This window comes from Micromonospora sp. NPDC048947 (assembly GCF_040649495.1).
Classification (GTDB): domain Bacteria; phylum Actinomycetota; class Actinomycetes; order Mycobacteriales; family Micromonosporaceae; genus Micromonospora; species Micromonospora alfalfae.
This window is the reverse complement of sequence record NZ_JBEZFO010000031.1, coordinates 1-12,187: the sequence shown is the minus strand read 5'-3', so window position 1 is coordinate 12,187 and position 12,187 is coordinate 1. Positions and strand designations below refer to the sequence as shown.

Here is a 12,187-nt window from a genome sequence, read left to right as displayed (position 1 = left end):
GCCCGGGTACGGCCCGTACCCGGCCGACGTACAGTTCTGCCCCGTGTTGGACGTGATCGGCCTGACCTCGGCTGAGGAGGAGCTCTACCGCTGCCTGCTCCAGCTCACCACGGCCCGCATCGACGAGTTGGCCCGTCGCCTGCACCGACCCCATGAGCAGGTCGTCGCCCAGGTCGAGGCACTGCGCGGCAAGGGCCTCGTGCAGCGCAGCGACAACGACCCGGACGCCCCGCTGCGCCCGACCGCCCCGGACGTCGCCCTCGGCGGGACGCTGCTGCGGCGTCAGGAGGACCTGGAGTCGGCCCGCCGACTGGTCACCCAACTGGCCGAGGAGTACCGCTCCGGGCTGCGCCGACACCACGTCGACCACCTGGTCGAGGTGATCACCGGCGCCCGGGTCCTTCGCGACCGCCTGCGCGACCTGCAGAACTCGGCGCGTACCGAGGTGCTCTGGTTCTGCCGGGCGAATCCCCTGGCCATGGCCGGCCCGGAGAACGTCGAGGAGTTCGACGCGCTGGCCCGTGGCGTGAGCTACCGGGCCATCTACGAGCGTGACCTGCTGCTGGAGCCGGGCGCGTTGGCCGACCTGGCCAAGGGGGTCGCCGCCGGGGAGCAGGCCCGCGTCCTGGACCGGCTGCCCGTCCGACTGGCCATAGTGGACGCCAGTACGGCCATCTGCCCGTTGGTGCCCGACCGCGACGGCGGCGAACCGAGCGCCGCCGTGATCGGCCGCAGCCAACTGCTCGACGCGCTGCTCGCCCTCTTCGAGAGTCACTGGCGGGTGGCCACCCGGCTGCGCCTCGACGACCCCCTCGCCGTCGCGGCCCCCGAGGCTCGACGGCCGGAGCCCGCGGAGCAGCCGGGCGACGGTTACCAGCCCGACGCCGACGAGGCCCGGCTGCTGTCGCTGTTCGTGGCGGGCGTACCGGACAAGTCCATCGCCTCCCAGCTCGGGGTGAGCCGGCGGACAGTGCAACGGCGTATCGCCGACCTGATGGCCGCCGCCGGCGTGGACACCCGGCCCGGGTTGGCGTTCCAGGTGGCCCGACGCGGCTGGCTCTGACGCGAGAGGGCCCGCCGTCGACCGACGGCGGACCCTCAACCGGCGAGGCGGGACGGCCAGGCCGCCCCGCCCCACCCGATCAGCGCAGCCCGTACGCCTGGAGCACCGTCTGGTCGACGGTGTTCCCGGCCCGGTCGGCGGCGCGCACCCGCAGCGACACCGTTCCGCGCCCCGCCGGCACGGTAGCGGTGTACCGGGTGCCCGACCCCGTGGTCGGCGCGTTGCGCCAGGTGACGCCCCCGTCGAAGGAGACCTGCACCCGGACGCTGGTACCGATCGGCGTCGGCACCCCGGCCGGCTGCCGCACTGTCAGCCCGAGCTGGTGCGGCCGGTTGCCGCGTACCGTGGCGCGCAGGTCGGCCGGCACCCGGTAGTCCACCTGGAGCAGCGACAACGGCGTGGCGGTGTCGCCCGGCGGTCGGGCCGAGGTGAACTCCCAGGCCGTGTCGGTCCGCGTGCCGTAACGCCAGTCGGCCGAGGACCGCTGGGTGGTCACGTCCAGGCGGTAGCGGGCGGCCCCGGCGGTCGTGGGCACCGACGCCCAACCGTCGGAGAGGTCCGCGATCTGCTGCCCGTCGCGGCTGACCCGTGCGGTGACGGTATCCGACTCCTCGCTCTCGCCGGCCACGCTGTAGTGCCCCTCGGCGTCGACGAACTCCGGCACCCACAACTCCAGGTTGTCACCGGTGCGGGTGGGCACCGGCGCCCCGCTGGCCGGGACGGCCGGGCGGAGCACCGGCGCGTGCCAGGTCTCGGTCACCCGGTCATCGGCGGCGTAGCGCCGGGGCTGCTGGGTCAGACCACCGGTCAGCTGCCCCCACTGCATGAACATGAGCTTGTGCAGCACCCGTTGCTGCCACCAGTTGTCGCCGGAGCTGACGAACTCTCGCCGGGTGGTGCCGGCGCGGACCAGCCGCTGGTTGTCGTTCCACGCGGTGTCCTGCCACTCACGCCACCCGAACCGCTGCTCGCTCGCCCACTCCCCGCCGACGTTCCCGTAGTGGCTGGTCACCTCGGCGGTGTTGCGCTCGGTGACCTTGTGCAGGATCCGCTCCGGGACCCGGTCCTTCGAGACCTGCCACACGTCGTACAGGTACGGACTCTCCACTGTCAACGTCAGGTCCAGCGTCGTGTGGCGCTTCCGGACCGCCGCGATGATCTTCTGCCCGTCGTCGTACGCCACCGCCATCGAAGGGATCGGCAGCCGGTCACCCAACGGCGTCCACGACGTCCACGCGCTCTGGTCGGCCGGTCGGACGACGAGCGCCACAGTCGCGCCAGCGGCGGCCGCCGCCGCGATCTGCTCCTCCTCCGAGGCGTCCGGGCTGGTGGTGAGCAGCGCCGCGGCGCCGCGTACCCGGGTCAGCTCGGCGGGGGTGCCGGTGCCGGCCCAGACCAGCGGCAGCCTGCGCCGGTCGGCCGTCGCCGGCGAGTAGCCCATCAGGTTGATGTCCAGCGGACCGGACACCCCGCTGATCTTCGCGTCCACCATCGGCGCGACCAGTTGCCAGCGCGACGCGAACTCGAACTCGCCCTGCCGCACCGGGCGGGTCGGGGTGACGTTGACCTGCTGGATGGTGCTGTAGGTCATCACGCCGTGGTCGACCTGCCGACCGTTGCCGAAGACCCGGTGCTCGTAGAAGCTGATCGTCGAGCGCTGCTCGGTGGGCTTCGGCGTCTCGATCCGCACCGGGGTGCCCTTGCGCGGGTCGAGCACCACTGTGAGGTCCCGGTCGACCAGCAACTCCGGGTCGGTGACCAGGGTGATCTGCTCGTCCAGCGGTGCGCCGTGTTCGATCAACGCCTCGACCAGGTAGGGGCCCTCCTCCACCTGGAGTTGCACCTCGCCGCCGACCCAGCCGAGCCAGTCGGATTCGGGCTGCTCACCGAAGAGCGTGAGCACCGACGCGAGACCGGGCTGACCCTGCATGTCCAGCGCCTTCACTGTCACCGTGTGCAGCGGACCGCTGAGGGTGAGCGCGACAGCGGTACGCACGGCGACGCCGTCCGCGCCGGTGGCCACCAGCCATCCACTGTGCACACCCCGGTCCAGCTTCGCCGGGTCCGCCCGCAGCGGCACGGCGACGCTGCCGCCGGCCGGCACCGTCACCTCGCCGCCGCCGACAGCGACCCCGTCGGTCTCGGCCGCCCGGGTGTCCAGGTTGCGCAGCTCCAGTGCCAACCGCAGGGTCTGCGGGGCCGTGCCGCCGTTGGTGTACGTCACTGTCCGCTCGGCGGGTGCACCACCGGTGCTGAGCCGGCCGAAGTCCGCGGTGCCGGACCCGTACACCCGCTGGCCGAGCGCGCGGGCCACATCGACCCGGCCGGCGCCCTGCTCGAAGACGGTCAACGCCGGGTTCGCCTTCGTGGTGCTGACCAACGCGTCCTTGAGCTTCGCGGCGGACCAGTCGGGGTGTTCCTGGGCGAGGATCGCCGCCGCCCCGGCCACGTGCGGAGTCGCCATCGAGGTGCCGGACGCGGTCGTGTACGCGTCGTCCACCGGCGTACCCATGGCGGTGCCCGCGGCCCGGGCGGCGACGATGCCGACGCCCGGCGCGGTGATCTCCGGCTTGAGGCCGTTGTCGCCGAGGCGAGGGCCCCTGCTGGAGAACTCCGCAAGGTTGTCGGCACCGTCCACAGCGCCGACGGTGAGCGCCGACGCGGCCGCGCCGGGCGCGCCGACGGTACGCGCGGCGCCCGAGTTGCCGGCGGCGACCACGAACAGCGCGCCGGTCTCAGCGGTCAGGTCGTTCACCGCCTGACTCATCGGGTCGGTGCCGTCGGTCGGGTCGCCGCCGAGGCTCATGCTGACCACCTTCGCGCCGGAGTGGGCGGCCCACTCCATGCCCGCGATGATGGACGAGCTGTAGCCGGAGCCACCGTCGTCGAGCACCTTGCCGACCAGCAACCGTGCGCCCGGGGCGACGCCCTTGCGTTTCCCGTCGGACGCCGCCCCGCTGCCGGCGATGGTGGCGGCCACGTGGGTGCCGTGGCCGTGCCCGTCGCGGGCGCTGCCGCTGCCGGAGAAGTCCTGCGCCTCGGCGACCCGACCGGCCAGGTCGGGGTGGGTGGCGTCGACGCCGGTGTCGAGCACCGCCACCTTGACGCCGGCACCGTCCCGGCCGGCGGCCCAGGCGATCGGGGCACCGATCTGCGGCACACTGTGCTCCAGCGTCGGGCGGACCTTCCCGTCCAGCCAGATCCGTGCGACGCCGGCGCCGAGCCGGGCCGGCGAACCGGCTGTCACCCGCTGCCCGGGCGCGCCGCGCAGCGACGTCCACAGACCACCCAGGTCACCCTTGCCAACCCGCAGCGCGGCGCCGTTGATGCTCTCCAGGGGACGCGCGTCGGTCGCGCCGGCCAGCGGCCTGACCCGTCCGGCGGCCGGCTCCTGATAGCGGACGATCAGCGGCAACGCGCCCTGCGCGGCGTCGCCGTACCCGTCGGCCGCCAACTCCTGCACGTCGAACAGGTCGGGGTCGAGCACCCCCGCGGAGAGGTACGGCATGACGTCGCTGGGCAGCACCCGCAACCCGCCGTCGGCCTCGACCGTCTGGAAGGCGATCCGGTTGCGCCCCGGGCCGGGGTGGACGGTGGCGGCGACCCGACCGGGTGCCGCCTGCACCAGGTCGACCTGGTCGCCGGTGATCAGGGTGATGCGGACGGGTGCGTGCTGGGCGGGCGTGCCCGACGTCGGGCCGGTGGGCCGGGCGGGCGGGTCGGCGGACGCCGGTGCGGCGACGCCGACCACCAACGCGCCGACCGCGCCGACGGCGAGCCAGCGTGGGGACCAGTGCATGCGATGGGCTCCTCTACTCCTCCAGGCCCGTCATCCGTAGACGAGGGCCGATCGGAGTCTGCGTCGGAGCGTGTCATCAGGTCACTAGTCGCCCGCCGCCGCAGCGGCGACATGTCGTCAGGTGGACAACCGACATCCACCGACAGTGTGTGCCGCGGTCACCGGCGGCTGCCACGCCAACCGTGCACGGGGAGGCCGAACTTGGCCACCAGCCGGTCGGTGAACGGGCGGGGGCGCAGCCGCACGATGCGTACCGGCAGGGCGCCCCGGCGCACCGTCACCCGCGCGCCGGGTGGCAGGTCGTAGACGCGCCGGCCGTCGCAGGAGAGCACGGCGAGGGTGGTGAACGGGTCCACGGTGATCACGAAGGTGGACGTCGGGGCCGTGACCAACGGGCGGCTGAACAACGCGTGCGCGCTGATCGGCACCAGCAGCAGCGCCTCCACCTCCGGCCAGACCACCGGGCCGCCACCGGAGAACGCGTACGCGGTGGAGCCGGTGGGGGTGGCGCAGACGACACCGTCGCAGCCGTAACGCGACAGCGGCCGGCCGTCCACGTCAACGAGCAGCTCGAGCATCTGGGCCCGCTCGCCCTTCTCGATGCTGATCTCGTTGAGCGCCCAGGACTCGATCGTCGGCCCACCGTCGAACTCGGCGGTGACGTCCAGGGTCAACCGCTCGTCGACCGTGTAGTTGCGGCCGACGACGTCCCGGACGGCGGTGTCCAGATCGTCGATCTCCGCCTCCGCCAGGAAGCCCACCTTGCCGAGGTTGATGCCGAGCAGCGGCGCCTTGGCGGGCCGGGCCAGCTCGGCGGCGCGCAGGAAGGTGCCGTCCCCACCGAGCGCGAAGACGATCTCGGCACCCTCGGCGGCCTCTGGGCCGGCGACCGGCACCACGCCGGGCAGGTCGAGGTCGTCGGCCTCGTCGGCGACCACCCGTACCTCGAAACCGGCGTCGATCAGGTCGGCGGCGACCGACCGGGCGTGCTCCGTGCTGCGCCGACGGCCGGTGTGGGTCACCAGCAGCGCGGTCCGGCTCATCGGGCCGCCCACTCACGCCGGAGCGGGCGGCGTCGCGCCACCGGCGACGACACCTCGGCACTGCCGCGTGTCACCGCGCGGCCCGTTACGACGCCCTCACTGCGCGCGTTCACCCTGCGACCTCCTCCGCCGCCACGTCCGGCACGTCGCCGGCCGTCGTCGAACCGTCCGGCCCGGCCGCCACCACGGCCCGCACCCGCTGCGGGTCGGCCGCTGGTGCGCCCCGGCGCAACCATACGAAGAACTCCACATTGCCGCTCGGCCCGGGCAACGGGCTGGCCGCAACGTCGGCCAGCCCGAGGCCGAGCCGCGCGGCCGTCGCGGCCACGTCCAGCACCGCTTCGGCGCGCAGCTCCGGATCGCGGACCACACCGCCGGCGCCGACCCGGTCCTTGCCGACCTCGAACTGCGGCTTGACCATCAACGCCAGGTCACCGTCGTCGCGGGTGCAGCCGGCCAGCGCCGGCAGCACCAGCCGCAACGAGATGAACGACAGGTCGGCCACCGTCAGGTCGACCTGGCCACCGATCGTGTCCGCATCGAGGGTACGGACATTCGTGCGCTCCAGGACGCGGACCCGCTCGTTCGTCCGCAGCGGCCAGGCGAGCTGCCCGTAGCCGACGTCCACGGCCACCACCTCGGCCGCGTCGGCGCGCAACAACACGTCGGTGAACCCACCGGTCGACGCTCCCGCGTCCAGGCAACGCCGCCCGGCCACGTGCAGCCCACCGGGGGCGAACGCGGCCAGCGCGCCGGCGAGCTTGTGCCCGCCCCGGGAGACGTACTCCTCGGCCGGGTCCGCACCGGTCACCAGGAGCGGGTCGGCGGGGTCGACCATCGCGGCCGCCTTGCGGGCGACCACGCCCCGCAGTTGGACCCGGCCGGCCTCCACCAACGCGGCGGCCTGCTCACGGGAGCGGGCCAGACCGCGGCGGACGAGTTCGGCGTCCAGCCGGTTACGACGTGCCATGGGTGGTTCTCCGGTCTGCTCAGGCCTGGTCGTCCCGCTCAGGTCTGGTCGATGGTGGCGAGGGTTTCCCGCAGCGTCTCGTAGGCCGCCTCGTACTGGGCGATCTGGTCGGCGGGAGCGAGCGACGCCGCGTTGGCGATGGCCCGCACGGCGGCATCCACCGCCGGATGCCGTGGCTCGTCGTCCCCGAGATCCGGCGGCGGTCCGGGGCGGGCACCCACCGGCGGGCCCGGCCGGGCCGGGAACGAGCCGCCACCCGGCGGACCGGGTCGGGCCGGGAACGAGCCGCCAGCCGGCGGACCGGGGCGGGTCATTCGGCGTCGTCCGGCCGCTGCTTGCGGACCGCCGCCTTCTTGGCGGGCATCACGGCCGGCGTCGGGACGTCCTCGTCGGAGGTCCGGCTGATCGTCGCCGGCGCCTTCTTGGCGATGGCCTTCTTCGCGACCGCCTTCTTCGCGACGGCCTTCTTCGCCACCGGCGCGGAGACCGGAGCACCGGCCGCGGTGTCGGACGGCACGAGACCGGTGCCAGGCTGCGCGGCGACGGTCGGGTCGGGTTGTGGCGTGGGGCCGGCGGTCGGCGCATCGGCCGGCTCGGTGGACCGCGCCTCCCGCAACTGCCGTTCCAGGTCGTGCACCCGCCGGGTCAGCTCGGCCACCTCGTCGGCGGTCGCCAGACCGACAGCGCCGAGGGCCCGGTCGACCTCGAAGCGGACCAGCTTGGTCAGCGCCTCCCGGTTGGCGGCGCCGGTGGTGACCAGCTCCTCGCCGAGGGCCTGGAGTTGGGCGGCGGTCGCACCGCCGGAGCCGACGAGGCGACGTGCCACGTCCTGGGCCTTCTTCCGGGGCGCCTCCGCAAGGCCCATGGCCAGCTCGAGGTAGGCGCGCCACGCGTCCTGCATGCCTGAGTCCTTCCACGGGGCGGGGTGTGCAGGTGTCACGCTACCGGGCACCTCCGACCGACCCGTGCGGTACGGTGCCGAGGACGGCGTGGCGATCAGCGAGGGGGAGATGTGGCCAGCGTGGACGAGTGCCGGCAGGCGTTGCAGGAGCTGGCCGCCCGGTTGGATCGCAACGCCGAGACGGTGCGCGAACGGATCGACCTGGACCGGACGCTCGCCTGCCGGATCACCGACCTGGACACCGCGTTCCACGGCCGGATCACCGGCGGCCGACTGGTCGAGCTGACCGACGGCGACGACCCCAAGGCCAAGATCGCGATGAGCACGTCCAGCGACGACCTGCTCGCCCTGGTCCGGGGCGACCTGGACGTCACCAGCGCGGTGACCTCCCGCCGGGTGTCGATCAAGGCCAACCCGTTCGACCTGCTCAAGTTGCGCAAGCTGCTCTGACGACCGCCCGGCTCACGCCGTCGCGGTCAGCCCGAAACTCTCCACCGCGTGGGCCGCGTCCGCGCCCATCGGACGGATCTTCGGCAGCGCCGGCACCGGCGCCGACCAGGCCACCGCGCAGAGCGCCGCCAAGGCGTCCAGCGGCCGGCCGGCCCCGGCCAGCTCAAGCGTGCCGTCCCGGTCGGTCACGGACCAGCCGCCGGCGTCCGCCGGGCCCGGGACCCGCACGGCGGCAGCCGGGTCGAAGAGCCCCGCCAGGTCTTTCGCGACGTACGTGGGACGTCGCCGCGGCTCGGCGGCCAGCAGTTCCGGTACGCCGTGCACGCCGGTGAGCACGAGCAGGCTGTCCAGCCCGGCCCGGCGGGCACCCTCGATGTCGGTGTCCAGCCGGTCACCCACCACCAGGCTCCGCCCACCGCCACTGCGCTTGGCTGCGGTCTCGAACAGCGCCGGCTCCGGCTTGCCGACCACCACGTCGGGGTCCCGCTCCAGTGCCGTACGCAGCACGGCGACCAGCGAACCGTTGCCGGGCAGCGGTCCCCGCCCACTGGGCAGGGTCCGATCGGTGTTGGTGGCGATCCAGATCGCACCCGCCCGCACCGCGACCGACGCTTCGGCCAGCTCGGCCCAGCCGACCTGCGGGCCGTACCCCTGCACCACCGCGGCCGGCTTCTCGTCGGCCTGGGTGACCGGGTTCAGGCCGACCGCGCGCAGTTCCGCGCGCAGCGCCTCCGCACCGACCACCAGCACCGACGCGCCGACGGGCAGACGGTCGCGCAGCAACTCGGCCGAGGCGGCCGCGGAGGTGAGGACCTCCTCCGGCCGGGCCGGCACGCCCATCCCGGTCAGCAGGTCCGCGACCTCGCTGGACCGGCGTGACGCGTTGTTGGTGGCGTACGCCACCGCCCGTCCCTCGGCGTGCAGCCGGGCCACCGCATCGACGGCGCCGGGGATCGGCCGGTCGATCAGGTAGATCACGCCGTCCAGGTCGAAGACGACCAGGGTGTACCCGTCGACCAGCCGCTCCCCCACGCCCGCGCTCACCGCTGCGTCGACCCCGACTCGTCGTCCCGGGCCGGGACGGTCCCGTCGGCGGTCGCCGCGTCGCTGCTCGCCGCGGCCCCGTCCGTCACGCCGCTGCCGCCAGTGGTGGCCGCGTCGGCGTTCCCAGTCTCGGTGGGGTGGCGGTCCTCGTCTTCGTCGTCGAAGCCTTCGTCGTCAGCGGGACGGCCGACAGCGTCGTCCTCCTCGTCGTCGTCGAAGTCCTCGTCGTCGTCGTCATCGTCATCGTCGTCATCGTCGTCGCGATCGTCGTCGTCGTCATCGTCGTCGTCATCGTCGTCGTCGTCGTCATCGCGATCGTCGTCGTCGCCGGCCAGGTCGGCGTCGGGTCGGGCCGGCACCGCGCCGGGAGCACCCGGGCCCGCGGCGATCTCCTCGGCGGCCTCGTCCTCGTCGTCACCCTCGATGAGCACGCCGTCGAGTTCGAGCAGCCGCTCGGCGGCGTCGGTCTCGCCCTCGGTGTCCACGTCGGCAGCGCGGGAGAACCATTCGCGGGCCTCTTCGCGCCGACCCACCGCGAGCAGCGCGTCGGCGTACGCATACCGCAGCCGGGCCGTCCACGGCACTGTGGCCTCGTTGGTGAGGTCCGGAACCTGGAGCATCGCGACAGCGGCGTCCTTCTGCCCGAGGTCACCCCGCGCCCCGGCGGCGACGATCAGCAGTTCAATCGCCACGGCCTGGTCCAGCTTCTCCCGGTCCGCGCCACGGAACAGGTCAATGGCCCGCTCCGGCCGGCCGAGAGCCCGCTCGCAGTCCGCGAGCACGGCCAGGTGACTCTGCAGTCCGCTCATCCGGTGGTACGTGCGCAGCTCGGCGATCGCCGACTGCCACTCTCCCGCGCGGTACGCGGCCAGGCCGACCGCCTCACGGACAGCGGAGATACGAGACGCGAGCCTCCGGGCGGCCAGCGCGTGCGCCAACGCCTCGGCGGGGTCCTCATCGATCAGCTGCCCGGTGGCGACCAGGTGCCGGGCCACCGTCTCGGCGACCGGCTTGTTCAGCGAGAGCAGCTCAGCGCGGACGTCCTTGTCGAGGTCGGTCGCGACAATGTCGTCCGGCAGCGCCGGGGCCGAGCTACGCCCACCCTCGGACGACTCGGAGCCACCCGCGCGGTCATCGCGACGGAACTCCCCCTCGCGACGCGGCCGATCGTCGGACCGGAAACCCCCGGTACGCTCTCCGCCCCGGTAGCCGCCCTCGCGGTCACCGCCACGGAAACCACCCTCGCGCGGGGCACCCGAGCGCGAACCGTCCCGGTCCCCGCCACGGTAGCCACCTTCACGACGGTCGCCGCCCCGGAAGCCACCCTCACGGGGGGCGCTGGAACGCGAGCTGTCCCGGTCACCGCCACGGAAACCACCCTCACGGGGGGCGCTGGAACGCGAGCTGTCCCGGTCACCGCCACGGAAACCGCCCTCACGGGGGGCGCTGGAACGCGAGCTGTCCCGGTCACCGCCACGGAAACCACCTTCGCGACGGTCGCCGCCACGGAAGCCACCTTCGCGACGGTCGCCGCCACGGAAGCCACCGTCGCGGTCACCGCCGCGGAAACCACCCTCGCGCGGTGGGCCGGAGCGAGTGCGGTCGCCGCCCTGGTAACCGCCCTCACGACGGTCACCACCACGGAAACCACCCTCGCGGTCACCGCCCCGGAAACCACCCTCACGGGGAGCGCCGGAACGCGAACCGTCCCGGTCGCCGCCCCGGAAGCCACCTTCACGACGGTCGCCGCCACGGAAGCCACCGTCACGGTCGCCGCCACGGAAACCACCCTCACGCGGGGCGCTGGAACGCGAACCGTCCCGGTCACCGCCGCGGAAGCCACCTTCACGACGGTCCCCGCCACGGAAACCACCGTCACGGTCACCACCGCGGAAACCGCCCTCACGGGGGGCGCTGGAACGCGAGCCGTCCCGGTCACCGCCACGGAAACTACCCTCACGGGGGGCACTGGAACGCGAACCGTCACGGTCGCCGCCCCGGAAGCCGCCCTCGCGACGGTCGCCGCCACGGAAGCCACCGTCGCGGTCACCACCGCGGAAACCACCTTCACGCGGCGGGCCGGAACGAGTGCGGTCGCCGCCCTGGTAACCGCCCTCACGACGGTCACCACCACGGAAACCACCCTCGCGGTCACCGCCACGGAAACCACCCTCACGCGGAGCGCTGGAACGCGAACCGTCCCGGTCGCCGCCCCGGAAACCACCCTCACGGGGAGCGCCCGAACGCGAACCATCGCGGTCGCCGCCCCGGAAACCGCCCTCACGGCGGTCGCCGCCACGGAAACCACCGTCGCGGTCGCCGCCCCGGTAGCCACCCTCGCGCGGAGCGCTGGAACGCGAACCGTCCCGGTCGCCACCGCGGAAACCACCCTCACGGGGAGCGCCGGACCGGAAACCACCCTCACGCGGAGCACCCGAGCGTGACCCATCACGGTCGCCGCCCCGGTAGCCACCTTCGCGCGGAGCGCTGGAACGCGAACCGTCGCGGTCGCCGCCCCGGAAACCACCCTCACGGCGGTCGCCGCCACGGTAGCCGCCCTCACGGGGGGCGCTGGAGCGCGAGCTGTCCCGGTCACCACCACGGGATCCAGAGTCACGGCCGCCGGCGTATCCGCCTCGGCTGCCGCCGCTGTCGCGGTCTCCCCGGTACGGGGGCCGGCCTTGATCATCGCGGCGTGGGCCGCGGTCGCTTCCGCCCGCGCCGTCAGTACGGTCTTCGTAATGACGGGGACGGTCTCCGCCCTGCGGTCCTGAACTCACAGGTACATCCTTCCTGATTGCGCCACCAATGGCGCTACGCAGTCGAGGGCCGACCCGGATGGGGCGGCCCTCGACTGGAAGATTGTCCGGCGGCGTCCTACTCTCCCACACCCTCACGAGTGCAGTACCATCGGCGC

Annotated in this window: 10 protein-coding genes; 3 read left to right on the top strand and 7 right to left on the bottom strand. The window is 73.7% G+C overall.

Annotated features, from left to right (window positions below; translation table 11 throughout):
* The first annotated feature begins 43 nt into the window (after window positions 1-43).
* Window positions 44-1,063, top strand: coding sequence for a helix-turn-helix domain-containing protein (locus tag AB0B98_RS30965; RefSeq protein ID WP_238670853.1), 1,020 nt, complete (start codon window positions 44-46; stop codon window positions 1,061-1,063).
* Window positions 1,064-1,142: 79 nt separating this feature from the next.
* Here AB0B98_RS30965 and AB0B98_RS30960 read toward each other — a convergent pair whose 3' ends face one another.
* The 5 genes from AB0B98_RS30960 to AB0B98_RS30940 all read right to left on the bottom strand — a co-directional run bounded on the left by AB0B98_RS30960 (window position 1,143) and on the right by AB0B98_RS30940 (window position 7,776).
* Complete coding sequence (locus AB0B98_RS30960) at window positions 1,143-4,862, bottom strand: S8 family serine peptidase (protein ID WP_357367177.1); 3,720 nt, start codon at window positions 4,860-4,862, stop codon at window positions 1,143-1,145.
* Window positions 4,863-5,020: 158 nt separating this feature from the next.
* Entirely contained in the window at window positions 5,021-5,905 is an 885-nt protein-coding gene (locus tag AB0B98_RS30955) for an NAD kinase (RefSeq protein WP_238670855.1), read from the bottom strand.
* 109 nt (window positions 5,906-6,014) lie between these two features.
* Window positions 6,015-6,875 carry a TlyA family RNA methyltransferase gene (locus tag AB0B98_RS30950; protein ID WP_357367175.1) on the bottom strand — a complete coding sequence of 287 codons (861 nt, stop codon included), beginning with the start codon at window positions 6,873-6,875 and terminating at the stop codon, window positions 6,015-6,017.
* A 38-nt stretch (window positions 6,876-6,913) separates the two neighbouring features.
* Window positions 6,914-7,189 carry a hypothetical protein gene (locus tag AB0B98_RS30945; RefSeq protein WP_357367173.1) on the bottom strand — a complete coding sequence of 92 codons (276 nt, stop codon included), beginning with the start codon at window positions 7,187-7,189 and terminating at the stop codon, window positions 6,914-6,916.
* Complete coding sequence (locus AB0B98_RS30940; protein WP_238670858.1) at window positions 7,186-7,776, bottom strand: hypothetical protein; 591 nt, start codon at window positions 7,774-7,776, stop codon at window positions 7,186-7,188. The genes AB0B98_RS30945 and AB0B98_RS30940 overlap by 4 nt, the downstream gene beginning before the upstream one ends.
* Before the next feature lie 111 nt (window positions 7,777-7,887).
* On the opposite strand from AB0B98_RS30940, the gene AB0B98_RS30935 reads away from it, so the two are divergent.
* Window positions 7,888-8,226: an SCP2 sterol-binding domain-containing protein gene (locus tag AB0B98_RS30935; protein WP_238670859.1), complete on the top strand. Its 339-nt coding sequence runs from the start codon at window positions 7,888-7,890 to the stop codon at window positions 8,224-8,226.
* 12 nt (window positions 8,227-8,238) lie between these two features.
* Here AB0B98_RS30935 and AB0B98_RS30930 read toward each other — a convergent pair whose 3' ends face one another.
* Complete coding sequence (locus AB0B98_RS30930; protein WP_357367170.1) at window positions 8,239-9,270, bottom strand: HAD-IIA family hydrolase; 1,032 nt, start codon at window positions 9,268-9,270, stop codon at window positions 8,239-8,241.
* Window positions 9,267-10,265: a Replicase polyprotein 1ab gene (locus AB0B98_RS30925; RefSeq protein WP_357367168.1), complete on the bottom strand. Its 999-nt coding sequence runs from the start codon at window positions 10,263-10,265 to the stop codon at window positions 9,267-9,269. Before AB0B98_RS30925 ends, AB0B98_RS30930 begins: the two co-directional genes overlap by 4 nt.
* On the opposite strand from AB0B98_RS30925, the gene AB0B98_RS30920 reads away from it, so the two are divergent.
* Window positions 10,254-11,714 carry a hypothetical protein gene (locus AB0B98_RS30920; RefSeq protein ID WP_357367166.1) on the top strand — a complete coding sequence of 487 codons (1,461 nt, stop codon included), beginning with the start codon at window positions 10,254-10,256 and terminating at the stop codon, window positions 11,712-11,714. The two genes, AB0B98_RS30925 and AB0B98_RS30920, sit on opposite strands and share 12 nt — an antisense overlap.
* The last annotated feature ends 473 nt before the right edge of the window (window positions 11,715-12,187 follow it).